Origin of the sequence: Moorella humiferrea, from assembly GCF_039233145.1 — a bacterium.
In the GTDB taxonomy this organism is placed as follows: Bacteria; Bacillota; DSM-521; order Neomoorellales; family Neomoorellaceae; genus Neomoorella; species Neomoorella humiferrea.
The window spans coordinates 2,520,099-2,544,534 of the sequence record NZ_CP136419.1 but is presented as its reverse complement, the minus strand read 5'-3'; the positions used below and the strand labels follow the sequence as shown (position 1 = coordinate 2,544,534).

General features: G+C 56.1%; 22 protein-coding genes and 1 pseudogene. 12 read left to right on the top strand and 11 right to left on the bottom strand.

The genetic code is table 11. The features are described from left to right. Positions 1–11: 11 nt before the first annotated feature. Positions 12–593 (top strand): TetR/AcrR family transcriptional regulator, encoded by a 582-nt coding sequence (locus MHFGQ_RS13100; protein WP_106006258.1) that lies wholly within the window; start codon positions 12–14, stop codon positions 591–593. A 47-nt stretch (positions 594–640) separates the two neighbouring features. Here MHFGQ_RS13100 and MHFGQ_RS13095 read toward each other — a convergent pair whose 3' ends face one another. Beyond that, positions 641–826: a hypothetical protein gene (locus MHFGQ_RS13095; protein ID WP_106006257.1), complete on the bottom strand. Its 186-nt coding sequence runs from the start codon at positions 824–826 to the stop codon at positions 641–643. 328 nt (positions 827–1,154) lie between these two features. Here MHFGQ_RS13095 and MHFGQ_RS13090 point away from each other — a divergent pair, with 328 nt between their 5' ends. From MHFGQ_RS13090 to MHFGQ_RS13070, 5 genes are all read left to right on the top strand, one after another. Further along, entirely contained in the window at positions 1,155–2,114 is a 960-nt protein-coding gene (locus tag MHFGQ_RS13090) for an LCP family protein (protein WP_106006256.1), read from the top strand. Between the two features lie 91 nt (positions 2,115–2,205). Then, the gene (locus MHFGQ_RS13085; protein ID WP_106006255.1) at positions 2,206–2,934 is read left to right on the top strand and encodes a WecB/TagA/CpsF family glycosyltransferase; all 729 of its coding nucleotides are present in this window, start codon (positions 2,206–2,208) and stop codon (positions 2,932–2,934) included. 110 nt (positions 2,935–3,044) lie between these two features. After that, positions 3,045–6,761, top strand: a complete 3,717-nt coding sequence (locus MHFGQ_RS13080) for a S8 family serine peptidase (RefSeq protein ID WP_106006254.1) — start codon at positions 3,045–3,047, stop codon at positions 6,759–6,761. Positions 6,762–6,825: 64 nt separating this feature from the next. Continuing rightward, entirely contained in the window at positions 6,826–7,071 is a 246-nt protein-coding gene (locus MHFGQ_RS13075; RefSeq protein WP_062280629.1) for a toxin HicA, read from the top strand. Continuing rightward, entirely contained in the window at positions 7,064–7,432 is a 369-nt protein-coding gene (locus MHFGQ_RS13070; RefSeq protein WP_106006253.1) for a type II toxin-antitoxin system HicB family antitoxin, read from the top strand. The genes MHFGQ_RS13075 and MHFGQ_RS13070 overlap by 8 nt, the downstream gene beginning before the upstream one ends. A gap of 39 nt (positions 7,433–7,471) precedes the next feature. Here MHFGQ_RS13070 and MHFGQ_RS13065 read toward each other — a convergent pair whose 3' ends face one another. The 4 genes from MHFGQ_RS13065 to MHFGQ_RS13050 form a co-directional block, all read right to left on the bottom strand. Then, positions 7,472–8,554, bottom strand: a complete 1,083-nt coding sequence (locus tag MHFGQ_RS13065; protein ID WP_106006252.1) for an anti-sigma factor family protein — start codon at positions 8,552–8,554, stop codon at positions 7,472–7,474. A gap of 11 nt (positions 8,555–8,565) precedes the next feature. Further along, a complete protein-coding gene (locus MHFGQ_RS13060) occupies positions 8,566–9,168 on the bottom strand; it encodes an RNA polymerase sigma factor (RefSeq protein WP_422879856.1) in 603 nt (200 codons plus the stop codon). 266 nt (positions 9,169–9,434) lie between these two features. Next, a complete protein-coding gene (locus MHFGQ_RS13055) occupies positions 9,435–9,611 on the bottom strand; it encodes a hypothetical protein (protein ID WP_170066386.1) in 177 nt (58 codons plus the stop codon). Between the two features lie 2 nt (positions 9,612–9,613). Beyond that, positions 9,614–10,489: an Rpn family recombination-promoting nuclease/putative transposase gene (locus MHFGQ_RS13050; RefSeq protein ID WP_245907906.1), complete on the bottom strand. Its 876-nt coding sequence runs from the start codon at positions 10,487–10,489 to the stop codon at positions 9,614–9,616. An 86-nt stretch (positions 10,490–10,575) separates the two neighbouring features. Here MHFGQ_RS13050 and istA point away from each other — a divergent pair, with 86 nt between their 5' ends. Further along, positions 10,576–12,063: an IS21 family transposase gene (gene istA / locus MHFGQ_RS13045; RefSeq protein WP_106006222.1), complete on the top strand. Its 1,488-nt coding sequence runs from the start codon at positions 10,576–10,578 to the stop codon at positions 12,061–12,063. Continuing rightward, entirely contained in the window at positions 12,060–12,818 is a 759-nt protein-coding gene (gene istB, locus MHFGQ_RS13040; RefSeq protein WP_106006221.1) for an IS21-like element helper ATPase IstB, read from the top strand. Before istA ends, istB begins: the two co-directional genes overlap by 4 nt. Positions 12,819–12,937: 119 nt before the next feature. On the opposite strand, the pseudogene MHFGQ_RS13035 reads toward istB, so the two are convergent. Together MHFGQ_RS13035 and MHFGQ_RS13030 are read right to left on the bottom strand one after the other, a co-directional pair. Further along, a pseudogene (locus MHFGQ_RS13035) lies at positions 12,938–13,111 on the bottom strand (Rpn family recombination-promoting nuclease/putative transposase); the annotation flags it as partial. A 164-nt stretch (positions 13,112–13,275) separates the two neighbouring features. Next, on the bottom strand, positions 13,276–13,629 hold the full coding sequence (locus tag MHFGQ_RS13030) for an efflux RND transporter permease subunit (protein WP_106004854.1): 354 nt from the start codon (positions 13,627–13,629) through the stop codon (positions 13,276–13,278). Positions 13,630–13,931: 302 nt separating this feature from the next. Between MHFGQ_RS13030 and MHFGQ_RS13025 the strand changes: the two genes are divergently transcribed. From MHFGQ_RS13025 to MHFGQ_RS13010, 4 genes are all read left to right on the top strand, one after another. Beyond that, positions 13,932–15,911 (top strand): S-layer homology domain-containing protein, encoded by a 1,980-nt coding sequence (locus tag MHFGQ_RS13025; protein WP_106004856.1) that lies wholly within the window; start codon positions 13,932–13,934, stop codon positions 15,909–15,911. Positions 15,912–16,209: 298 nt separating this feature from the next. Continuing rightward, on the top strand, positions 16,210–18,591 hold the full coding sequence (locus MHFGQ_RS13020) for a copper amine oxidase N-terminal domain-containing protein (protein ID WP_106004857.1): 2,382 nt from the start codon (positions 16,210–16,212) through the stop codon (positions 18,589–18,591). A gap of 79 nt (positions 18,592–18,670) precedes the next feature. Then, a complete protein-coding gene (locus MHFGQ_RS13015; protein WP_245907803.1) occupies positions 18,671–19,792 on the top strand; it encodes a TolC family protein in 1,122 nt (373 codons plus the stop codon). Between the two features lie 125 nt (positions 19,793–19,917). Further along, complete coding sequence (locus MHFGQ_RS13010; RefSeq protein ID WP_106004858.1) at positions 19,918–21,480, top strand: S-layer homology domain-containing protein; 1,563 nt, start codon at positions 19,918–19,920, stop codon at positions 21,478–21,480. Positions 21,481–21,894: 414 nt separating this feature from the next. Here MHFGQ_RS13010 and MHFGQ_RS13005 read toward each other — a convergent pair whose 3' ends face one another. The 4 genes from MHFGQ_RS13005 to MHFGQ_RS12990 form a co-directional block, all read right to left on the bottom strand. Next, positions 21,895–22,038 (bottom strand): toxin-antitoxin system TumE family protein, encoded by a 144-nt coding sequence (locus MHFGQ_RS13005; RefSeq protein ID WP_425463815.1) that lies wholly within the window; start codon positions 22,036–22,038, stop codon positions 21,895–21,897. 167 nt (positions 22,039–22,205) lie between these two features. Beyond that, a complete protein-coding gene (locus MHFGQ_RS13000; protein ID WP_106004859.1) occupies positions 22,206–22,454 on the bottom strand; it encodes a hypothetical protein in 249 nt (82 codons plus the stop codon). Positions 22,455–22,544: 90 nt separating this feature from the next. Then, complete coding sequence (locus MHFGQ_RS12995) at positions 22,545–23,156, bottom strand: TetR/AcrR family transcriptional regulator (RefSeq protein ID WP_245907804.1); 612 nt, start codon at positions 23,154–23,156, stop codon at positions 22,545–22,547. Between the two features lie 75 nt (positions 23,157–23,231). Beyond that, positions 23,232–24,431 carry an ABC transporter permease gene (locus MHFGQ_RS12990; protein WP_106004860.1) on the bottom strand — a complete coding sequence of 400 codons (1,200 nt, stop codon included), beginning with the start codon at positions 24,429–24,431 and terminating at the stop codon, positions 23,232–23,234. Positions 24,432–24,436: the final 5 nt, after the last annotated feature.

The window sequence follows — 24,436 nt, the reverse complement described above, 5'->3', positions numbered from 1 at the left end:
AGGGGAGGAGCGTGAACCGGGGCGCGGAGGACAAACGCCAGCAGATCATGGCGGCCGCCGTCGGCGTTTTTGCCGAGCGGGGGTTTTACCAGGCCAAAATAGCCGACATCGCCGCGGCCGCCGGGGTGGGGAAGGGGACGGTCTACGAGTATTTTCGCAGCAAGAAAGACCTCTTCCAGCAGCTGCTGCTCCAGCTCCTCAAAGACCACCTGGACCATCTCCAGGAAATCACGCGCGAGCCGACCTTAGCGGATTTTTTGCAGCGTTTTTTTCGGGAGAACCTCGCCTACTTTCAGGAGAACCGGGAAATTGCCAGAATTCTCTTAAGCGACTACCCGCCCATCGACGCCGCCACCCACCGGCTGCTCCTGGCCGCCAACGAGGAACTGCGCCGCCGCCTGGAAATATACCTTAAGGGCGCCGCGGAACGGGGCGAGATGCGGCCAGTGCCTCCGGAGCTTGCGGCCGCCTTTATCACCGGATTTATACTGTCCCTGGGCCACCGCCTCGCCTTTTACGGCAAAGAAACCTTAAATGTGGAGGCCGTCGCCGCCGAAGCGGCGGCAGTGGTCTTAAAGGGAATCGGCCGTTAATAAAAGCGAAAAAGCGCGGTGGAAAACCGCGCCTTTTCTTACTCCTCCTAGACCACATTTCGCTTGGGAAGCCTGGCCCGGGGCCTGCTCTTTACTTTACCCAGTTCGAGCTGCTCGTCAATGTCCATGATCCTGACAAGCAGGTGGGGCCGATCCTTTTCCGAAGCGTAGGCCCACTGCTCCAAGAGCGCCTTGCGTTCGCGGAGGAGATTGCGCTGGATGTCCTTTAGCATTGCTGGTGCCTCCCTTCTTCGTTATAAATAAGTAAACGGGGGCTATGGCAGAAAACTATATTCTTTTGTTAAATAGTATCTCTCGTTTCCCCCGTTTTTATTATAGCATAAAGCCGGGTACTTTGTGAATTATAGCTTGAAAAAAAATTGCAATTATTTCTCCTCGTCAGGACAAAAAAGTGACGAAAGGAATCGCGGCCTTTGTGTCGAATTTAAAACTGTTATGGCGGCAACGGCATAAAGGGGCGTATGACAGCGCCCCTTCTTTATCAACCACGTTGAAACCTTTCAGGGACGCAAAACGTCTATAAAGTCTGGAGGAAAGTCCATGGCAACGTCAGAAAGGCCGCAAACAGAGTTTTGGGGTGAAGGGGCGGCCCTGGCCAAGGGGCGCCGTAAACGCACTTTCCCCCTGGTTTTAAGCCTGACCGTGCTGGCCCTTTTTATCTTTGCCGCCTTCGCCTTCGCCGGTTACCATCTGGCCGCCCTGTGGATTACTGGAGACTTAAGCCTGGGACGGAGTGACAAGACGGACGGCGTGGCCGAGGCGGCACCTAACCGGCCCCAGACCATCCTCCTCATCGGGGTTGATCGCCGTCAGGCCAACGAGCCCTCTCGCTCCGACACCATCATCCTGGCGGTCCTCGATCCCCAGAAACCCGGGGTCGACCTCCTCTCCATTCCCCGGGACACCCGGGTGAAAATCCCTGGTCACGGCTATGATAAAATCAACGCCGCCCACGCCTACGGCGGCCCCCAGCTATTGATGGACACCATCAACGATTTCCTCGGCACCCACGTCGATAAATATGTGGAAGTGGACTTCCAGGGGTTCGCCAGGATCATCGACATCCTGGGCGGGGTCGATATCGACGTGGACAAGCGCATGTACTATCCGGAGGAAGGCATCAACCTCCGGCCGGGGTTCCAGCATTTAAACGGCCACGACGCCCTGGGATATGTGCGCTACCGTTTCGATCCTGAAGGGGACATCACCAGAATCGGGCGCCAGCAGAAGTTTTTAAAGGCCTTGGTCGACCAGACTTTAAAGCTTGGCACCATCCCCAAGATCCCCAAATTGATCAACGAAATCAGCAAGGAAGTCACCACCAATTTGAGCGTAAAGGAAATGCTATCCCTGGCCCTCAGCATGAAGGATTTAAACGGCAGCGCCGTCAACGCCCACACCCTGCCTGGCGAGGGGCGGTACTTAAACGGCATCAGCTATTTTCTAGTAGATCAGGCGAAGTTGGCGGAAACCCTGGCGGCCATTCCTAACCTGAGGTAAAGGCCGTGTCGTCCGGGAACCGCCACCGCTCGGCGCGGGCGCAGGCGGGCGGGATGAAGTTTGCTATTTGGCAGAAGGAGCCTTCGGTTTTATGTCAAGTTGCTATATTCTGGGCAGCCGGGTCGACGTCCTCACCCTGGCCGCGGCCGTAGACCGGGTGAAGGAGTTTATCGCCGCCGGTACCCCCCATCACATAGTCACTTTGAACGCCGAAATCGCCTACCGGGCCTCCCGTGAGCCGGAGCTGCAAGCCGTCATCAACCGCGCCCATCTCGTGACGGCCGACGGCGCCGGCATCCTCTGGGCGGCAAGGAAGCTCGGGACGCCTCTGCCGGAGCGGGTAACGGGCATCGACCTCCTCCAGGCCCTGGCCGCCGAAGGCGCCCGGCAGGGCTGGCGCTTTTTCCTTTACGGCGCCGCTCCGGGCGTGGCGAAGGAGGCGGCGGCAAGACTTCAGAGGGAAAACCCCGGCCTGGTGATTGCCGGCACCGCCCACGGCTACCTGTCGCGTGATGAGATGCCCCGCCTTATCGCGGACATCAAGGCGGCGCGGCCCCACATCCTCTTTGTGGCCCTGGGAGCCCCACGGCAGGAGTACTGGATCGCCGCGCATCTCAAAGAGCTCGGCGTGCCGGTGGCCGTAGGCGTTGGCGGCAGCTTCGACGTCCTGGCCGGAAGGGCGAAGCGGGCGCCGGCCTGGGTGCAGAGGCTGAATTTAGAGTGGCTGTACCGGGTGCTCCGGGAACCCGCCCGGGTCAAAAGGACTGCGGCCCTGCCGAAGTTTATGATGGCGGTGATGCGGCAGGCCAAAGGGGGCTAAAGGCCCGTGCCCGTCATGGGCCTGGGCCCTTGGGCAATTGTCCTCGGCACCATTATATAACGGGCACCGGCCTTACCGCAGGGCTCAATTTGCCTGGGGGAGTTATACATATGAGCAAAGAATCTTATAGTTTACATAAAACAAAGAACGTTGTCGCTCTCCTTTACCTTTCTTTATCCTTGCTCCTTTTAGTCCTCCTGGGACATCCCCCCGGGCGGCAGGGCCGGGGCTTCCTCACCGACCGCGCCGCCGATATTATCGGGGCCCGCCCCCTTGCGGCGCCCGGTCTGGTGGCGCCGGCCGGCCTTACCGGTCGGGGCGAGATTGTCGGTCTGGCCGACAGCGGCCTGGATGCCGGGAGCATCAGCGACATTCACCCCGACCTGCAGGGCGCTCCCGGCCAGATGCCCAAGGTGGTCATGCTCAAGAGCTGGGCCGACCGGGAAAGGGCCGACGACCCTGTCGGCCACGGCACCCACATGGCCGGCATCATCGCCGGCACCGGTGCCGCCTCAAACGGCCAGTACCGCGGCATCGCCCCAGGGGCGAGCATCTATTTCCAGGGCCTGTTGAACTCCAGGGGCGAAATGGCGATCCCTGAAGACCTTTCCCGCCTCTTCCGCCCCGCCTACGATGCCGGCGTCCGCATCCACGTCGACGGCTGGGGCGGCGGCCCCAACGCCTACCGCGACGCTGCTGCCCAGATTGACAGCTTTGTCCGCCTGCATCCCGATTTCCTGCCTATTTTCGGCGCCGGCAACAGCGGGCCGGTCCAGGGGACCCTGACGACAGAGGCCAACAGCAAGAACGCCCTGGTGGTGGGGGCGAGCGAATCCGTACGGCCGGCCTTCAGCCCCGACGCCAACGACGCCCGGCGCCAGGCCGACTTTTCCAGCCGCGGTCCCACCGGCGACGGGCGCCTTAAACCCGACATCCTGGCACCAGGCACGGGCATCGTCGCCCCCCGCTCCCGCCAGGTGGAAGGGAACTTCCCGGCCAACGAAAGCTATACGGTCCAGGACGGCACCAGCCAGGCCGCGGCCGTGGCCGGTGGAGCGGCGGCGGTTTTGCGCCAGTATTTGAAAAGCATAGGTTTCGCGGACCCCTCGGCCGCCCTGATGAAGGCCGCCCTGGTAGGCTGCGCCTGGACGCCGCCGGAGGGACCGACGGACGCCTTTCCCGGCATCCTGGATCTGGCCGGGACGGTCCTGGCCCTGGAAGAAAAGACCATGCATCTCGTCGACTACGGCGACGGCCTGGCAACGGGGCAGGAGATGACCTTCCAGGTGACGGTGACTGATACGGCGGCGCCCTTCCGGGCCACCCTGGCCTGGACCGATCCGGCCGGAACACCCGGCGAGGCCGCCCTGGTCAACGATTTGGACATGGTGGTAATTGCGCCCGACGGCCGGCAGTTTTTCGGTAATGATTACACCGGTGCCGGCAAAGCCGATCGCCGCAACAATCTGGAGAAAGTTTACATAAAAGACCCGCCCCCTGGCACTTACATCGTTAAAGTACAGGCCGTAACCGTCAACAAAAGCGCCCTGCCCGGCACCGGACAACCGGTCCAGGATTTTGCCCTGGCCTTCGGCCAGCCCCTGGAGCGGGGGGTTGTCGCCGTTGCTGCCGGCAGCAGCGTAACTTTAAGCGACGGTCGCACCATTACCGCACCGCCCGGGGGCATCAAAAACTGCGTCGACGGCGTAGCGGTGCCGGCCGACGCCGCCCACATCCTGCCGGGCTCCGACGTCTACCTGGGGCCGCAAACCCTGTATATAGCAGGCCGGAGCTGGCAGGCCGCCGGCGTCCAGGCCCTGGAGACCGGCCAGGGTAACCTGTTCCTGAAAATTAATAGCCAGGCCCGCACCGGCGGCTACTACTTCAATCCCGCCGGGAGTCTTTCCGTCAACAACCGTTCCGGCGGAGCCGCGGACCTGCCGCCTGGCTTTTCCCTGGCCGCCACCCTCAATCCGGCTACCCAGACCCTCTGGCGGGTTCTGGTCGGCTACCAGGAAAAGGAAGGCATTCTCGCCCGCATTGACCTGGAAAAGCGAGAACTCTGGCTCCTGGGACGCGATGCCCCCTATACCTTCAGTCCCGATGTCGCCGTTACCTTTGCCGACAAACTGGTCGACGCCGGCAGGGCCGACCTGCCTTACGGCGCCGCCGGGCGGGCCGAACCAGGGTCCCTGGTGCCGGGTATGGCCGTGCGCTTGGTTCTCGACCCGACAACGGGCCTGGTGGAATACATCGCCGTGAAAAGGGAGCTGGCTCTGGGACAGGTGACCAGGGTAGACGGCAATAGCCTTACCCTGGCCACCGGTGCCACCTATACCCTCTTCCCCGGCGCGCCCATAAAGCGCGACGGCGAGCCGGCGCAGATGGCCGCTGTCCGCCCCGGCGACTGGGCGGTCCTGAACCTGATGCCCGGCAGCCGGGAGACTATAGCCCTGACGGCCTACAGCACCGTCACCTACGGCCGCGTCCTTTATGTGAGCCCGGACCGGCGGCGCCTCTACCTCATGGATTACGCCAATCAGTTCCGCCTCTTCGAGCTGGACGACGGCACCCAGGTCTTCCGCTGGGGCCTGCCGGTTGACGCCGTAACCTTAAGTACGGGGGACTGGGTGCGCCTGACGGCGGTGCCCGGCCAGGAAAAAGCCTGGCGGGTGGATATAGCTAGCCAGGTTACCGAAACCGAAAAAGTCCTGGCGAGCGTCGACGGGCGGCAGGGCCTCCTGCGCACCGCCGACGGCAGCAGCTACACTTTAAGCGAGCGCACCCTGGTCACCATAAACGGCTATCGGGTGGACGCCGCCGGCCTGCCGGCCTGGGTACCCGTAAACCTTACCCTGCTGGACGGGCTGGAGGGGTCCGTCCTGGCGCAGGTGGCGGCGACGAGCCTCCCCGGCGCCGCGCCGCCGCAGCTGGCCGTTTCAGTCCTGCCAGGAGTAGGGGGCATCATCCTGAAAGGGACCACCACCGCCGACCGCCTGTACTTGAACTATGACGATGGCGGGCAGGAGATCATCCTCCCGGACGCTAGGGGGAATTTCCAGCGGCCCCTGCCGTCCGGGGAAAAGGGCATTCTCCTGGTCGCCCTGGACCGGGCGACGGGCGGCGTGACGGGACGGAAAATCGACCTGCAAAGCGCGGCGGGAGAGGGCTTCTGGGATACCGTTGGCCACTGGGCGGAAGCGGACATCAAAAAAATGACCGCCCGGGGTATCCTGGCGGGCTACGAGGACGGCAGCTTCCGGCCGGACATTCCGGTAAGGCGAGTGGAGCTGGTGGCCATGCTGGCCCGGCTGGCGGGCTGGGCGTCCGGCGGCGGAGAAGCCCCGACCTTCAGCGATGCGGCGGCCATCCCGTCCTGGGCGCGGGGCGCTGTGGCCGCGGCGGGGGCCAAAGGCCTTGTCGCCGGCTACGAGGACGGCACCTTTCGTCCGGAGCGGCCCGTCAGCCGCGTGGAGGCGGCGGCCTTTTTCACCCGTTACCTGGAGATAGTAAGTAAAGGCACCGGGAACGGCAGCGCCGCAGACGCGGCCACCCCTCCCTCCGGAGCGAGCGCGCCGCTCCCGGCGGCATCCCCGGCCGGGAAGGCGGGATCTTCTCCACTGGGTACATTTGGTACGCCCGTCTCTTCTACTCCAGCGGTAGCCGATATCTTCCGCGACTGGAACGAAATCCCGACGTGGGGCCGGGAGGCCGTGGCCAGCGCCTGGACATACGGCCTCATGCGCGGCGTGGCGCCGGACGTCTTCGCCCCCCTCTCCCCCCTCACCCGCGCCCAGGCAGCGGCTGTGCTGGCGCGGGTGAAATAAATATTTATTGCAGCATGCTATCTTATATGCTATCATAATTTAAGGACCGGAGGGATAATGCTTCATGGGTAAGCTTGAAAAATTGCTAGAAAAGATTAAAAGAAACCCCAAAACGGTCCGCTTTGACGAGATAGATAAGCTTTTGCAAAAAGCTGGTTTTATACGATCTCAGCCAGGTGGAGGATCAAGCCATTACATATACAGAAAGGGAAAATATAAGTTAGTAATACCTTATCGGCAGCCATACGTATTACAGAGCTATGTAATTAGGGCTATTAAGCTTTTAGAGGGGGCTGATGAAGATGAATAAAGATCTTCAATATTACTTGCAATTGCCCTATAGAATAGTTCTTTACCCTTCGCCTGAAGGTGGTTATGCGGTCGAAATACCTGAGCTGCCAGGGTGCCTTTCCCAGGGGGAGACAAAAGAAGAAGCCCTGGCAATGATTGAAGATGCAAAACGTTGCTGGTTGATCGATGCCCTGGAACATGGTGATCCAATTCCAGAGCCAGCATCCGATGAGGAATATAGCGGCCGTATATTAATCCGGACTACTAGGTCTTTACACCGGGCGCTGGTTGAGAGGGCTAGAGAGGAAAATACCAGCCTTAATCAATTCATCAATTACCAGTTAGCTCGTGGAATTGGGTATAAGCCTGAGAAGAGATAATGGATGGCGTATATAATTTAAGGGACCCTCGCGGGTCCTCTAATTCGTCTCCAGCCATAATATGATCGTGTGCTGCTTTGTTTCCTGGTCCCAGGCGCTTAGCTGCTCTTCAAGGGCCTTCGCTTCCCGGGTGAGCTTTTCCTTTTCCACCGAATCGGTGGCGGCGTTCACCTGGGCCACCTTGGCCTGATACTGCTCCAGGGCGGCGCTGAACTGCCGGGAGAGGTCCTGGACGTTGGTATTTTGGGCGGTCACCTGGCCCACCTGGCCCAGGGCGGACAGGAGGGACGCGGCCCTACCTTCCGCGACCTTAAGGAGATAGATGGCCCGCTTATCCCGGCCGTCGTCCTGGTCGGCTATCGTCTGGACCGCTGCGCCGCTGGCGGCCGCCAGGCCCAGGGCCTTCCTCTTGGCCCCGGCCATATCCTCGACGGCGATTTTCAGCATGGTGCTGGTCGCCTGGCGCCGGTCGCTCAAAAAGGTGCGCGCTACGTAGGGCTCGGCGCCGGCCACCCGGGTGGGCCGGTCGCCGCTGCCGCCGCCCGTCGGGGTGCCGGCCCCGGCGGGGGGTTCGGCCCCGCCTTTATTGCCGACAGCATCAGCGGGCGCCGTCCCCTTTTCAGGAGTTGCCCCCTCGTCCGGCTTGGTCCCGTCCTGTTTTACCGCCGGGCCGGTGACCCCGCCTGGCGTCGCCGGCACGAATGTATCGGCTCCCGTACCCGGCGGGAGGTCGACGGCGGCTGTTTTGCCGCCGTCATCTTGTTGTATGCTGGCTACGGTTACAGGCAAGTGCTGCCACAACCCCCGCGCGGCATAGCTTAGGGAGCCGGCCGCCAGCAGGACCACGGCCGCGGCGGCGGCCGCCAGGCGCCGCGCGCCCTGCCAGGTCCTCCCCTTTGTCCGCGCCGCCAGCCTGGCATTAACCGCCGCAGCAAAGCCCGACGGCGCCGCCACCGGCGCCTTCATCTCCCGTAAGGCGCGGGAGATCTCCTGCCACCGCTCCCACTCCGCGCGGCAGGCCGGGCATTCCGCCAAATGCCGCTGTAATGCTTCCCTTTCCCCCGCGGCGAGCTCCCCGTCCAGCCAGGGCGAAAAGAGCTCCCGCGCTTCATTGCAGAACATAACCCCTCACCTCAAGGCCGCCTGTGCTCAGGCGGCTTCTCCTCAGCCATCTGCATTACTTTCTCTTTCATGGCCTGCCGCGCCCGGTTGAGGCGCGACTTCACCGTCCCGGGGGGACAGCCCAAAATAGTCGCGATTTCTTCATAGCTGTAACCCTGGAGTTCCCGCAGCACCAGCACCGCCTGGTATTCCGCCGGCAGTTGCCTTAAGGCCCTGCGGACGTAGTCTTTTAACTCCAGCTCCTCTACCGCTTCCTGGGGATCGCCCCCCGTGGCGGCCACCTCGCGGGTCACCTCGCCCTCGCCCGTATCCAGGGGGGCGTCCAGGGAAACCGCCGGGTGGCGGGCCGTTTTCCGGCGCAGGTTTAAAAATAAATTTACGGTGATGCGGTGCAGCCAGGTGCCCGGGTCGGCCTCGTACCGGAACTTATCCAGCCCCATGTAGGCCCGGACAAAAACCTCCTGGGCCAGGTCCTGGGCATCGGTGTGATTGCCCGTCAGTTGGTAGCTCAAATTATATACCCTATCCTGATAGGTCAGGACCAGTTCTTCGAAGGAAACGGCGCCATTCTTTTTGCCAGGCGCTTTTTTGCTCCCAAGGTTCAAGAAAAACACCCCTGGAGGCCCAGATTCCCCGGACACTTATTAGACAACATTGAAGGACAAAAAGTTCCCATTTTGCATTTCTAGTATATTATAGCCGCGGGCCTCCTGCAATCTGGCAAACAATGTATTTAGCTTTTCGCCATGCCGTCAAATTTCTCCTAATATACTTTGTATTTATTACCCTGTTAAATATAATTTAATTGCTGATCCGGACCCACACCGTACCCTCTCCGCTTTCACTCCGTTTTATGAACTATTGAGCCATAAAGTTATATTTAATTTTGTTCTATGCAGCCATAAAAACAAGGGACCTCGCGGTCCCTCATAGTGACTAAAGCCAATACCTGTCTCTGACCCGCTTCATCCCACGCGGCCAGTTGCTGATCCAGGGCCTTCATCTCTCCGGTGAGCTTTTTCTTTTCCACCGGGTCGACGGCTTTGACCTGCGCCATCCTCAATTTTCCAATTGCCTTCTCAGGGCATTTATCTCTTCCGGGCCAAGTCCGGTAGCCTTGATAATGGTGTCAATGTCTATGTTGAGCAGCAGCAAGTTTCTGGCTATTTCCTGTTGAGCTTCCAGCTTGCCTTCCAACTTGCCTTCCAACTTGCCCTCCAACTTACCCTCAATCTTGCCTTCCATTTTGCCTTTCAATAAAGCCTGCTGCTGCATCTCTGCCAGGGTTAATTCCAGGTTGTAAATCATCCGTTCCACCTCCCAGGGATTGCTCTCGTTCAGGATGCCGTCGATTTTGGCGCTGAAATCTCCGGGCATTCTCGGCTTGACGACGTTCTTCAGCCAGGTAATGAAATGGCGGAATTCATCAGGTGTTAGCCGCCTTAAAACACCCGCCAGCTTCTGCAGCCGTCCCACCAGCTCTTCCGGGCGCATCTTCTGGTCCAGGAGAAAGACACCGGCGATCAGGTTTGCCGCCCTGATAAGTTCTTCTTCGCTGTAACGGTTGACGTCAAAGAGAAGATAGCGGAAGTCCAGGAGATGCCCGCTGAAATCCTGGTAACTGTCCAGCATTTCTTTGAAGGAGAGCGCCGCCGTCCAGGAGCCGGCTCCGTTGTAAAGCACGGCCGGGATGATGGGCGGCAGGCGGAAAGTCTTGCTCTCCCGCTCACCCTGCGGGGTGTTGTTGTAGATTTCCCGCCAGATCTCTACCATGTAAAGCAATAGACGGAAGGGTATCAGGTAGTCTACCGTTGACTGCAGCTCCAGCAGGACGTAAAAGATGACGTTTTTATCCCTTTTTTTAAGCCTGTAGACGACATCGGCTTCTTTCTCGCTGAAATCCTGGAGGACGTAGTGTAGATCGTAAAATAGAATTGACCCTAGATCGTCAAATAAAACTGACCCACCTAATCTTGTGATAAAATCCCCCCTGAGAGGGGGAGGAACAAGAGGTGGTCAGCATGTACAAATGGCAGCGCATCAAGGCACTGCATGCTCAAGGGGTCGGCATCAGGCAAATAGCCAGGGATGTTGGGGTGTCCAGGAATACCGTCAGGAAGTACCTGAAAGAAGCCGGCCCGCCCCAGTTTAAAGCTAGGGAGTACGTTAAAGAACTGGACAAGTTTCTGGAAGAAATCAAGATTATGCTTGCCAAGGGATATATCGGCACAAGGATTTACAAAGAACTGAAAGATAAGGGCTATCAAGGCTCCCTAGCCAGCGTCCACCGTTATCTTAGGTCCATAAAGGCAGAAGATAATGCAGCTAAATTAGCTACCACCCGGGTGGAAACCGGCCCGGGTAAGCAGATGCAGTACGATTGGAAGGTGTGGACGTTACCGGTAGACGGGAAGCCCCTGAAAATATATCTCCACGAGGTGGTCTTATCCTTTAGCCGGATGAAATTTTATACCTTCTCTTTAAGCATCACCACCGCCGACGTGATCCGGGTTCTGGTTGAGGCCATTGACTTCTTCGGCGGTTATGCCCCGGAGTTGGTGATAGACAACGGCAAGCAAATGGTCATCACCCACCAAAAAGACGGTATCGTCCGGTACAATGATGAGTTCCTCAAATTCTGCGGGCTATATGGCATCCAGCCTTCGGCTTGCGCCAACTACCGTGCCCGGACCAAGGGAAAGGTGGAACGCCCCTTTTACTATGTCCAGGAACACCTGCTACGGGGCCTGGAGGTGGGGGACTTGAACGAATTCGCTGTAAAGCTTTCCGAGTTCCAGGAAGCCTACAACAAGAGGCCCCACAGCAGCTTAGGCCGACCGCCGGAGGAGATGTTTGCCGAGGAAAAAGGATGCCTTCTCCAAATACCTGCTGTCGAACCGGCCTTCTTACACCATAAAGAACCCCGGAAGGTGAGCAATGACGGCTATATATCCCATGACGGCAATCTCTACCCCGTACCTATGCGCTACTGCTTAAGGAGGGTGTGGGTCGAAAACATCTACGGCCGGCGCCTGAAGGTATATGACGAGGCAGGTGCGCTTTTAGGGGAGTTCGACCTTGACCTTAAAAAACAAACCGCCCGTCCCCTTCACCCCGAACACGAAACCATCAACCGTCAATACCAGGAAAAGAAACTGAAACTGCGCTCGGCCCTGGTGGAGAAGTTTATCAGCGCCTTCGGCGAAGACGGCCAAAGGTATCTGGAAGGCCTGCGTGATAAGAACGGGGCCAACCTGTACTGGCACCTGGCAGAAATCTTAAGCTACCAAGACATATACAACCGGGAAGATATCATAGCAGCCATCAAAGAATGCTTGAAAATCGGCTCTTATCACAAAAACAGCGTAAAAAGGCTCTTAGAGCAGAAAGCAGTCGCCCCGCTTTCTTATACTTGTGACCCCGCAAGTGTCAATATGCCGCCAGGTAAAATCAAACGGGACCTCTCCTGTTATGCCCTAAAGGAGAGCGAGGTGGCGGCAGTATCATGAGCAACAAATTAACCTGTTATCTGGAAAATCAGATGCAGGCCTTAAAACTAAAGGGGATGCTCGCCCATTACCAGGAGGTAACAGAGAAGGCTTCGCAAAACAACCTCTCTTATACCGAATACCTCTCCCTCCTCTTTGAAGAGGAGTTAAAAAGGAAAAACGAAGGCACGGTCAAGACGAAAATCAATAAAGCACGTTTCCCCTTTATCAAAACCCTGGAGGAATTTGACTTTAGCTTTCAACCATCCATCCGGGAAAAAGAAATTATCGCTTTAGGCTCCCTGGATTTTGTGGAGAAAAAGGAGAATATCATCTTCCTGGGTCCCCCTGGGGTCGGCAAGACGCATCTGTCAGTGGCCTTAGGTATCAAGGCCTGCATGGCTAAATATCGGGTAGCATTTATCACGGCCCAGAAGCTTTTAGAAGAACTACTTTTGAGCGCCAAAGACGGCAGCCTCCTCGACAAGCTGCTGAGTTACTCCCGGCTGAACCTTTTAATCATCGACGAACTCGGCTACATGCCCGTAACTAAAGAACAGGCCAACCTCCTCTTCCGCCTGGTCTCCATGCGTTACGAGAAGGGGAGCATTATCCTGACCAGCAACTATAACTTCAACGAATGGGGGGAGATATTTTCCGACCAAGTGGTGGCTGCGGCCATAATTGACCGGCTTGTGCATCACGCCCGCATTTTCTATATTAACGGCACTAGCTACCGGCTCAAAGGTAAACTGAAAGCAGCCAACGACCGTTAATTCGGCAGCGAGACTATACCTTCATTCCCTTTGGCGCATGACTTGAAGCTTATTATTTTTGTTCCCAAGTGGGTCAATTTTATTTGCACATAGTGGGTCAATTCTATTGACAATCAACAGACGTAGGATTTGTTCACCAGGATGAGGTCGTCGGCATCAATGGTTTCTACCCATTTTTCCCGGACGAAGGTCTTTATGAGTTCCAGGAACACCCTTTTGTCGGATAGAAGTTGCTTGTAACCTTTGTCATGGGGGTGATAGGGATGCCCCGCCTGCCCTTCGTTTTCCGGCATGGAAACACCTTCTTCCGGCTATCATTATACCATATCTTTGGGGCAAAAGATACTTTCAGGAAACCCTTAAATAACAAGGGATCTCTTGCTCCCTTATTGCATCTCCAGCCGCCGGCCCAACGCCGTACCCTTTTCGCTTTCACCCTATTTTGCATGGCCATCTTTTAAACCCCAACTGACGAGCCGGTATAGGCACGTGTATGGACTTTCTGCCTGGCTGTCAGGCGCCGATCGGGGTCGTCAAATAGGGTGGACACTACCGGGACGACGACCAGCGTGAGGAAGGTAAAAAAGGTCATGATCCCGATGACCACAACAGCCGTGGCCGCCTGGGCCTCAGAGCTTTCCTCGAACGCCAGACTTAAAGGTATAAGGACAAATATGGTAGTTAGGGAGGTCATTAAGATCGGGCGCAACCTTACCGGCCCGGCCTCCAGAACGGCGGAGTAATACCCGGAAAGATTATAGGGCAGCTCCTGCTGGATCCTGGCCAGCTCCGCCTTGACATTGTAGGCCATGACCACCGTATTGGCGTCGCTTTGTTTAAAGACGGCCAGGGTTACGGAAGGCTTGCCGTTGAGAAAGGCGTAGCTGTCCTAGCGGGCGAAAGTATCCTTTACCTCGGCCATGTCCTTGAGATGGACGTACCCACCTCGGACAAGGGGGATGGAGACGTTTTCAACTTCCCTTGCGGCCTGGTAACGCACTTATTTTTTCATTGCCGTTAAAAAGTTCGTTATGGTAAAATGATCATGGCCGGGATAATTCTGCCACGACCGATTTCTCCCGGCCGGAGGACAAACCGGAGGAAGGGGAAACGGTGAAAAACGCAAAGCGTTTATTATGCCTGGCGCTGCTCTTCGCCCTGCTGCCGGCGGCCGCATGGGCCGCAACGCCCAGCTTCAACGATATCCAGGGCCATTGGGCCAGGGATTACATCCTAGCTTTTGCCGCCAAAGGCCTGGTCCACGGCTACCAGGACGGGAGCTTCCGGCCCGACCGGCCCATCAGCCGGGCGGAATTCATCTGCATCTTGCTCAATTGCCTGGGGATCACCCCGGCGCCCGGGGCCAAGACCTCGGCCTTCAGCGACACCGCCAACCACTGGGCCCGAGCCCAGATCGCCGAAGCGGTGCTGCGGGGCATCCTCGTCCCCGGCGAGTATCCCGACGGATTGAAGCCCGACGGCCCCCTCTACCGCAGCGAAGCCGCCGCCATGATGGTCAGGGCCCTGGGGAAAAAACCTGCCACGACCCCGGCCACTTTTAAAGACAAAGCCCAGGTAGAGAAGAGCATGTACAAGGGCTACATCAAGACGGCCTTTGACGAGGGGCTGATGCACGGCTACCCGGACGGGACTTTCCGTCCCTTCCAGGGCGTGACCAGGGGTGAAGCCTGCGCCATGCTGACCAATTTGCTGGGTAAGTTCGGCACCCCGTCCGCCCCGCCCGCGGCGACCAATCCCTCTAGCGGCGGCTCCCTGACGACCCTGAACATTAAGGGCAACCGTTACAGCCTGGGGAACACGGCGGTCTACCTCAAGCGGGACATGACCAACATACCCATCTCCTCCCTGAGCGTAGCAGGGGGCCTGCTCTTCATCAACAACGCCTACACCTATCCCCTGGGCGCCACCGTGAACAATCCCGATCTGGTTGTCAACAACGTCCGCTATGTCAACTGCCGCCTCAGCGCCGCCGGCGGCGAGGTGGCGGCCGAACCGGATGCCGTTGTGGTGGACAGCTTCACCTACGACGGCCGCAAATACTACGCCGATTACGTCAAACTCTACATAGGCAACAAAAACGGCGACTACTACCTCTCCGACGCCGCCGTGCTCGATGAACACACCATCAGGGTCGCGGGCGGCGACTACGACCTCGCCACAACCCCCGTGGCCGTAGCCCTGGGCGAAAATTTCTATGCCGTCACCAAGATCTATTACGACGGTGACAACATCGGCCTGGACCTGGTACCCACCGCCCCGGTGGTGCGGAAAGGGCTTGATCTATCGGACATCTCGGCCATCTTTATAGACAATAGGTCTATAAGCCTTGACAACGTCAGCAGCCTCTTCTTCATTATCGACGGCACCGCCTACGATCTCGGGGAAGCTGTCGTCGACGCCTCCGGCAGCTTTAGGGCGGACGGCAAGAATTACCCTCCCGATCAGGTAACCGTCGTCCTGAATAAAAGCTTCTACAAGCTGAAAGATGCCAGGAATATGGACGGCAAGTTTGTTTTCTACTGCACGTCCAGTCCCGTGGCCGTCTGGGCCAAGGTGAACGGCAAGTACCGGGACGCCGGCGCGATCCAGATCTTCGTCGGGAGCAACACCTACGACCTGAAGGACGTCCTGGTGGTGCAGCGCAACGTGATCCGTGTCGGCGGCCGCCAGTACAAGCTGAGCGATGTGGCGGGATGCCGCATTGACGGGAAGTTCTACGCCCTAGAAGAGGTCGACTACGACACCGATCTTGACCTGGCCACCCTGGAAGTGAGCGAAAGCAGCGGCACCTGGATCGGTGGCCTCACCAACCGGCCGCAAAGATATGTATTCTATCTCAACAACACCCTCTACCGCGACGGTGCCGGCGACGACGTGGCGATTTACGCCGCCGGGGACTGGCGGACCCTGGACCTCATCACCTTTGCCGATCCCTCCCATTTCGTCTACGACAACACGACCTACGATCTTATAGGAGCGCAAATCAAGATCGGCGACACCACCTTTAAGGTGACCGACGCCGCCTGGCGGGTGGGAACGCAGACCCTGGAGGTTTACCTGCAGGCGCCCTAAAATTTTCCCCGGAAATTTTTCCGGCGGCGGGAACTTTTTGCCGTGACCGGGTGTCTAACTAACTGGTTGGGCGAGGAAAGGCCGTCCAAACCAGCAGGAAAACTGGACGGCCGTGTAGAATATTCCTCCCCTGGGGAGTTTCCCCCAATCACAGCATCAATCGCAGCTTCCAGACGCAGCAACGGTCGCAAAACCAACGGGAAAGGAGGGATGGGCCGGGTGAATGGGGCCGCCCGGGCCGAAAGAGAAGCAACATAGCGCCCTACATACGGGCAAAAATCTCAAGGAGGGAAAATAGTTGCTAAAGACGAGGAAGAAATGGATTTCCATCCTGCTCACCCTGGCCATGCTGGTGGGCCTGATGGTACCCTTCGCCGGGACGGCAGGGGCCGTAGGTACTGTCTATACTGCCTTAGAAGTACCTACAGTTGAAGATGATACCACTACTAGCCTTGGAAAATTCCAGGTTGAGATTGATCCTGCTTATATTACTACTACTACTACACCTGATCTCCAACAATATATGGCATGGGTTGAACTGCCTTCTGATTTTGAAATTAAAGGCTTGACTGTAGCTGGTACACAAGCCACTAGTATTACATCTACAACTACAGTAACAGGATATGCTTATAATGGCAGCAATCCAGGGGCCGTAGTTACTGCCTCCGACTTTACTGCTGATGGCAATGGATTTAAACTTTCTGTGGGCTATGATAATAATGTAGTAACTAGTGCTAATGCATTTAATGGGCAAAAAATGCGCTTCGTTATTTCCTTCGATAGCGTAAAAGTTCCTGCTGGCTACAGCGGCGATATTCCGGTAACAATTTCCTACATTAAAGGTCAGCTTGTGAACGGCAAAGTTGTTGTCGCCCAGGTAGGGGCTGGCGCCCTTAAGGTCAGCGCCGTGAAGACCGAATCTTTCTCCGATGCGGGCGGCAACGTAAAGATCCGCGTTGAAGAAACTGTTGCAGGCAAAATGAACGCTACAGACCAACTGAAATTAGAGCTTCCCGACGGCTTTGAGTGGGGAAATGTCTCTACTACTACTATCAACGATTCTACGGAGACTGGTGCAAAAATTTTATGGGGCGATATAGCGGCTAATAACACTGCCAATATTATCATTACATCTGATGGCGATACATTGAAGATTAAACTAGCCTATGCTGATACTAATAATGATAAAAATAATGACTATGAATCTACCCAAAAGTCCGCTTTCGAATTCTGGGCGCCGATTAAGGTAACTGACCCGGACGATGCGAAAGTTGGCGACATTGTTGCCAAAGTTAAAGGCGACTACGACGTCAGCCCGACCGAGCTGGTAGTAGGCACCTACGGAGATTATGAAGCCACCATTGAGGCCGAAGACTCCAATGTGACGGCTACTGCCGGCATGAACGACCAAGACATCAGCGACATCAAGATTAAAGAAGTCCTTTCCGGCAGCTTAATTCCTGGCCGGACGATAACGTTAACTTTACCTGAAAACGCCCGCTGGGTTAAGATTGACGATCAGTACGTGAACCCGGACGACAACAAATCCGAACTTAAGATAAACGATATAATTGACAGCGATCAAAATTTGAATCTTGTCTTCTCAGGGCTGCAGGGCACCGATGACAGGACTGCCAAATTCACCATTACGGGCCAGGCAACCAGCGGAGACAATGAAGCTGAACTGACGATTGAGAACTGCACTGTCGCTTTGAAGGCTGGCGTTACCGGCGACCTGAAAGTTACGGTTGGCGGTAGCCAGGGGCTCACTGGCGAGATTACTGTTGCCAAAGTTGTTGCTCCTATCACCGTAACCGCCGATAAGACGAACGTGCAAATCGGTAAAGCGGCTCAAGCCGCCGGCAAGATCGTTATCACTGAAAGCGAAGCTGGCGCCATCGACAGCGACGGTGCTCTGACCGTCACCCTGCCGAAGGATATAGAGTTCAACGGAACGCCTGACGTAAAAGTTACTAAGGGCGATCTGGAAGTCACCGACGTGAATGTAGTAGACAGCGCGTCCGGCCGCAATGACGTGCTGGAGATCAAGTTCAAAGACGACAGCAACGAGGCAAGCACCATTGAGATCAGCAACATCAAATATGATATCAACCGCGTGCTGGGCGAAGGTGACGTCGTAGTTAAGATCGGCGGCAGCGCTGTAGTCGAAACTAATTATCAGGGATACTGGGATACGAACAATGGCGGTACAGATAAATGGGATACTGAAGACCCGTTCTTCAAGAGCAACGATTACGCTGCTAAGGTCGTCAACGCCGTTTGCGTAACCCCGGCTCCCGGTGGTGCTAAATACTCCGCTTCCTTCGTGATCGGCAGCACCGCCTACACTGTTAACGGCGTTCAGTACACCATGGACGTCGCCGCTTACACGAAGGATGGCCGTACCTACCTGCCGGTGCGCTACGTGGCCTACGCCCTGGGCATCGCTCCGGAGAACATCCTCTGGGACGGCAAGACCGCAACCTTCATCGGAGAAGGTCGCGTAGTCCAGCTCACCCCGGGCAGCTCGATACTGACCATCAACGGCGCGCCCGTTAACATGGACGTGACCACTGACCTGGTCAACGGCCGCGTGATGGTGCCCTTCCGCTGGGTAGCCCAGGCCTTCGGCGCTCAGGTGAACTACGACGAGGCCACCCAGACGGTGAGCATCAACTAACAAATATCCTGCTGTAAACGACGGCAAAGGGAACCCGGATCCAAATGGATCCGGGTTCCGATTATAGAGGTGAAAAACGATGCGCAAAATACTTCGCAAGATTCTCACAGCATTTGTTGGAGCTTTGTTGATTATAGCTTTTGCCGTTCCAACGGCCATAGCGGCATCAAGCAAAGACGGCAACGGCACCGGGGAAGTTATTTCCCTGCAGCAGGCCGTAGACATGGCGATCAAGAATGATGAAACCTTGAAAAGCGCCCTGGCGGAAATTGACCGCACCAGGGCACTGCGTGAAAATGCCCAGGAAAATATGAGTTTTACACCGGTCGAGGGCGGGTACAACGGCGCCTACGGCCCGCAAATAGAAGCCAGTTGGCTCAGCCTTCTCGGCGCGGATTTAAACTATCGAGCGAGCCAGCGTACTTATCAAGCCAACCTGGACACCCTGGCGCTTAAAGTCTGTAAAGCCTACTGGGACGTCCAGGTAGCCAGGGAAAAGGTGGCCCTGCAGGAAAAGGTCATGCAACAGGCCCTGTTGAACCTTCAGAACGCGCGCGCTGCCGTGCAGGCCGGGACGGCCGCTGCGTCAACCCTGACTGCGGCCGAGAGCGCCTGGAAACAGGCTGAAGACAGCCTTACCGCCGCAAAGCACACCCTTGACAGCGCTTATACCACCTTCAACAACCTGGTGGGCCTTGACGCCGGCGCCCGGCCGTTACTGCAGGAAGAGCCTGCCTATTCACCATTAGATATAGCCAACCTGGAATACGAGGTGCAGCGGGTGCTTGAGAACGACCCCAACGTCTGGAAAGCCCAGCAGAACATTGACGTTAAACGCTGGAGCGCAACGATGATGTACAGCTCAGGATCCTATACCCCCTATGATGCCCGACAGGCCGAGCTGCAGCAAGCTGAATATACCCTGGAAACAGTTAAAGAAGCGACGGCCCTGAAAACCCGGTCCCTTTATTACCAGATTAAAAGCCTGGAAGAGAACTACAGCGCCGCCCAGGCAGCGTTGAGCGCCGCCCAGGAAAAGCTGCGGGTGGAACAGGCCAAAGCCCAGGTGGGCATGAACACCAAAGCCGATGTTATCGCTGCGGAAGTAGATGTCGCCAAAGCCCAGGAAGCCCTTGACGAGCTGGTGCGAAACCATGCTTACTTGAAACTTGCCTTTGAAAAGCCCTGGGCCATGTCTTAGGGAGATCGGACCACCCAGAAACGGTCTGAAAAACTTAAGGAAAGAACCGCAGGGGCAGGCTTTCCCCTACGGTTTTTATTTTCCCGTCGCAGTTTAAAAAATATCAGGGTAAAAGGAGGGGGAAAATGGGAAACCGTTCATTGGCACATTATAAAGCGTTTCTTCTGGCCATCCTGATGGCAGTCGCCGCCCTGGTCTTCTTGCAGCCGGGAACCGCCCTGGCTGGAGACGAAGAGGATAAGAGCTACAATGAGCAGGTTATAGACGACCTGATGTACTACAAATACTCCTTTGAGCAGGGAAACATTGATGTAGGCGCCATGATTGACCACCTGCAGGACGCCCTGGATAAGCTAAACTTAAGCGATGTCCAGGACTACATGCGGGACGATATCCGCCAGGTGGTCAGGATGGTTGCCGCTGGTATGGCCGACCTTCCTGCCGGCAGCATATCCGCCAGGACCACCAAAACCAAGGTCATCATTTCCCTGGGTGAGAAAACCCTGCCAGAGCATTACCGCAACGTAATTTTAAAAGCGGAAAAGCTCTACGACCGTCTTGCCGCCATCGGGTTGGACGACATGGTCCAGCTTTTGCAGGAAAGCAGGCCCAAAGACGTAATAGGGTTGACCATACCGGAAGGTTACACTAGGGAAGGCGTCCAGGTAATTTTGCCTTTGATAAACGTCGACGACTTTGAAGGTCTTGAAGGTTACAGCCTATTGGTAAAAGGTAACGAAGTCACTTTCAAAGTTCCTTTGAAGATTTTGCGTTCCAAGGAAGGGGGCGGCAGTTTAAGCTTCTCATACAAAACCATAGAGCCGGCGCCGCTGTCGATCCCCGGCCCCAACGCCTTGAAGAGCGCTGTGTACGATATTGATATTTACTGGCAGCGGCCGGACGGCTCCCGGGTGGATAAACAGACCAGCCAGGTAATGCTGACGCTGCCTTACCGGCAGGGTGAAGTTGCTGATCCCCTCTATCTCGGGGTCTTCACCTATAACGAAGCTGGATGCGATTGGAATATCGTCCAGGGATCTTTTAGCTCGCCTGGCCAGGTTGAGATCTCCCTGGTCAACCCTGGAAAATATGCGGTCCTTGAGTATAAGAAAACCTTTGCCGACATTGCCGGCCACTGGGCGGAAAAAGATATCGTCTACATGGCTTCCAGGCAGATCGTTCAGGGACTGCTGGATGACCTCTTCCTACCCGACAACCCCGCCACCCGGGCGCAGTTCGCGGCCATGGTTCTCAGGACCTTTGGCGGGATGGAAATAACACCAGAAAAACCCACCTTCGTTGACGTGATACCCGACAGCCGGTATTTCGGCGCGGTGGAAGGCGCTTACAGGGCCGGGCTGGTTGCCGGTATCGACCAGGACCATTTCGCGCCGGGCCAGAACATCACCCGCGAAGAGATGGCGGCGATGATCGCCAGAGGGCTGGGCACGGGATACAAAACCACAGCCGATTTGAGTGGTGCCCTGGAGAAGTTGAAAGAATTTAAGGACTACGACGATCTTTCGCCCTGGGCCCGGGAAAGCATGGCCCTGTGCTATCAACTGGGGATCATTAAGGGTACGCCGGAGGGGTTTATCCTGCCCAAAGCGTACGCCACACGCGCCGAGGCGACGGCCATGCTGCGGCGGGTCCTAAATATCCTGGAGGCAGACAAATCCACCCTTTAAAGCCAGGTAATAAGGAAAAAGCTGGCCGCAGGATCGACATCCTGCGGCCTATTTGCGGTGCGCCCGAGATGGGCGTTAATTTGTTGGTGAAAGTCCACTACAGGCGAGGTAGGTAAACGTCAAATACAACCTACCATTTGCCAAAGAATAAAAAATAACCCCAACCTTGCATCTTAAATTATTAATCCGGCAGAAAAAAGACAGGGTTTTCGACCAGGGCAACAAAGGGCTTAATGGATAGTACACTACAATTGTATAGAGTTCCTGACGACAGTCATACTAGTAAGTGAGGTTTTTATCCCTCTGGCAAAGGTCATATAAACCGCCCGCTCACCTTATAGAGGTAAAAAGTCCGTAAAAGCAGGGAATCTAGAAGTTATTCTCTATTATCTTTAAAATTTCAATTAACGTAGTTTATATAAAGGGTTTAATTTGATCCTCTTCGTGAATATGATGCGGACTTGTTTTAATCTCTGGATGATGGGGAGCATTATCCCATCTTTTTATCGGTTTCTTATTTTCATCCTGCCAGTGATAGGAATAATCCATTTTATACAAACGAGCATCTACATGCTCAAAAACATGGAGTTCAGATCCATCAACAAACTTGATAATAAACCTGATGAAACCTCAATTAAGAGCAATCACTTCCTTAATAAGTCGAAATTCCTGGGTTAAAGCAAATGTGATGGCGATTTTCTTTAGGAAGTCGAAGTATTCCTGGATCATTTTAATACCCCAAGCAAGGTTTCTTTTTCTATTTTTAGTTCATCTAGCATATCTTTTGTTGCTTTCCACTCAAAAAAATCCATATTATCATCCAGACTACCTTGAACAAAGGCCTGATAAAATGCTTCGGTACTCATCCCGTATTTCCTTTCAAAGTAGCCAAGGCTTTTTTTAAGTTCTTCAACAGTACGATTTATTTCTTCTAACTTAGTGATCAAAGTTTTCAGAACAACTCTTTTAACCATTTTCTCACTGGCGCTTATTTTATCCGCATCCAGAGATATATAAAATATTATATCACGCCCCGGGAGATGGGAAGAAGCCTTTAGAGCAGGTCACGCGACGATGTGGTTTAAAATCAGATCAGTAATATGCTTGAGTCTCCTTTCCATATTGCCGGGGCTCAAGGGGTCCTCTTCCCAGAGGATGGCCAGAATATCCTTGTTGGTGAAATAGCCGGAACAGAGGGTGGTGATGCTGGCCAGCACCTGTTTGAGGTCCAGGTCGGGGCGGAAAACGCCCCGGGAAATGCCTTCGGCGAGGATGGCCTTGAGGCTGGGCAGCCCCTGTTCCCACACCTCCGGCAAAACTTTACGGGCGTACTTTCCGCCCTGGAGGGCTTCCCAGGCCATAAGGCGGGGGTAGTTGGGGTTGGCGGCCAGAAAATAAAAGTAATTGCGGATGGCCGCCGCGACCTGCTGCTTGATATCACCCTTCTCGCGGAAGGCCTTTTTCCCAGCGGCGAGGCTTTTTTCGAAATTCACCTTGAGGACGTAAGTATACAGTTCTTCTTTGCTGTTGAAGTAGTGATAGAGCATGCGTTTATTTACCCGCGCCAGGGCGGCGATTTCATCTACCCGCGCGCCATCTATGCCTTTGGCGGCGAAGACTTCTTCGGCGGCAGCCAGGATGCGTTCCCGGCTGCCTTTTGCGCTCCTTTCCATCATTTGCTCACGCCTTACCTGTCAGGTTTACAGACTAAATTTTACCCCATTTTTTCAGGTCCAGCCAGGGTTCCGGGGTTATTTCCAGCGGGAGAGATACGAGGGGCCGTTGTTTATCGCCGGCCCGCCGTTCGGGGGCGGGTTGAGCCGCTTGGGAAAAGTGACGGCGGCCAGCACCGCCAGGAAAGCCATCAGGCTCAAGGCCCGGATGTGCGGCAGGATATAGCTCAACTCAAGCTCCTTCAGGGCGACCTGGCGAAAGCCCAGCATCATCCAGGTGGAAGGCAGCAGCCGGGCCAGGAAATTGATAAAAGCCGGTATATGGGTCCAGGGCCAGGTAAAGCCGGAGATCATGAACAAGGGGACGGACAAAAGCATCACGTACCTGGTAACCTGCAGAGAGTTGGGTGCACGGGTGGAAATAAAAAAACCGGCAGCGGTGATGATCAAGTCGTAGAGCAGGCCGAGCAGGATAAGCAGGGTCAGGGAACCGCCGAACTTCAGGTGGACGAAGCGGGCGGCGAACCAGAGCAGGAGGACGTAATTAAAGAAGCCAGCGAGGAAATAAGGCAGGGCCTTGCCGGCGAAGATTTTCCACGCCGGCACGGGTGCGCTCAAGAACTGCAGCCAGGTCCGGCGCTCTTTCTCGCGGGTTACGGTCAGGCTGACGCTGAGGAGGCCGATCTGGTGCAGGATAATCATGATTAACCCCATGTATAAAAAGTTGGTGTAGCTGAAAGTAGGGTTGTACCAGACTTCGGTGTTCAGGGAAACCGTGTCCATAATGGCGCGGACCTCGTTTTTAGTATAACCCAGCCCCGCCAGGTAGGATGCCGCCCTGCCGGCAATGAAATCGTTAAACACCTCGCGGATGTACTTGCGGGTATTGTACCCCCAGATTAAATTGGAGCCGTCGTAAACGGTCAGTACCCGCGTCAAGGCGTGCTGGGCCATATCCTGCTCAAAGTGTTCCGGGATGACCACGCCGGCCCGTACCTGGCCGTTTTTCATCCCCTCCTGAAGCTCTGGATAAGTCTTTATGTCGTCGACGACCTTGAAGTGGGGGCTGTTGGCGAAGGCAGCGGCTATTTCCCGGCTGAGCTTCGAGTCATCCAGGTCGACGATGGCTACAGGCACGTTGTTCAGGATGGCGCTGACATAGGTGGCGCCGAAAAGGGCGGCGTAGCCGAGGGGTACCAGGAAAACCATTAAAAAAAGGATTTTCTCTTTAAAAATATGGAGCATTTCGTAGTGGGCGATGTTGAGGATCTGCCGCATGAGCC

What these genes read in the sequence shown, in the direction of transcription:
- MHFGQ_RS13080 (WP_106006254.1), top strand. Translation starts at nt 3,045, where the DNA reads ATGAGCAAAGAATCTTATAGTTTACATAAAACAAAGAACGTTGTCGCT.
- MHFGQ_RS13010 (WP_106004858.1), top strand. Translation starts at nt 19,918, where the DNA reads ATGGGAAACCGTTCATTGGCACATTATAAAGCGTTTCTTCTGGCCATC.
- MHFGQ_RS12995 (WP_245907804.1), bottom strand. Translation starts at nt 23,156, where the DNA reads ATGATGGAAAGGAGCGCAAAAGGCAGCCGGGAACGCATCCTGGCTGCC.
- MHFGQ_RS13075 (WP_062280629.1), top strand. Translation starts at nt 6,826, where the DNA reads ATGGGTAAGCTTGAAAAATTGCTAGAAAAGATTAAAAGAAACCCCAAA.
- MHFGQ_RS13055 (WP_170066386.1), bottom strand. Translation starts at nt 9,611, where the DNA reads ATGGCGCAGGTCAAAGCCGTCGACCCGGTGGAAAAGAAAAAGCTCACC.
- MHFGQ_RS13015 (WP_245907803.1), top strand. Translation starts at nt 18,671, where the DNA reads ATGCGCAAAATACTTCGCAAGATTCTCACAGCATTTGTTGGAGCTTTG.
- MHFGQ_RS13095 (WP_106006257.1), bottom strand. Translation starts at nt 826, where the DNA reads ATGCTAAAGGACATCCAGCGCAATCTCCTCCGCGAACGCAAGGCGCTC.
- MHFGQ_RS13085 (WP_106006255.1), top strand. Translation starts at nt 2,206, where the DNA reads ATGTCAAGTTGCTATATTCTGGGCAGCCGGGTCGACGTCCTCACCCTG.
- istA (WP_106006222.1), top strand. Translation starts at nt 10,576, where the DNA reads ATGTACAAATGGCAGCGCATCAAGGCACTGCATGCTCAAGGGGTCGGC.
- MHFGQ_RS13000 (WP_106004859.1), bottom strand. Translation starts at nt 22,454, where the DNA reads ATGGTTAAAAGAGTTGTTCTGAAAACTTTGATCACTAAGTTAGAAGAA.
- MHFGQ_RS13090 (WP_106006256.1), top strand. Translation starts at nt 1,155, where the DNA reads ATGGCAACGTCAGAAAGGCCGCAAACAGAGTTTTGGGGTGAAGGGGCG.
- MHFGQ_RS13030 (WP_106004854.1), bottom strand. Translation starts at nt 13,629, where the DNA reads ATGGCCTACAATGTCAAGGCGGAGCTGGCCAGGATCCAGCAGGAGCTG.
- MHFGQ_RS13065 (WP_106006252.1), bottom strand. Translation starts at nt 8,554, where the DNA reads ATGTTCTGCAATGAAGCGCGGGAGCTCTTTTCGCCCTGGCTGGACGGG.
- MHFGQ_RS12990 (WP_106004860.1), bottom strand. Translation starts at nt 24,431, where the DNA reads ATGCGGCAGATCCTCAACATCGCCCACTACGAAATGCTCCATATTTTT.
- MHFGQ_RS13070 (WP_106006253.1), top strand. Translation starts at nt 7,064, where the DNA reads ATGAATAAAGATCTTCAATATTACTTGCAATTGCCCTATAGAATAGTT.
- istB (WP_106006221.1), top strand. Translation starts at nt 12,060, where the DNA reads ATGAGCAACAAATTAACCTGTTATCTGGAAAATCAGATGCAGGCCTTA.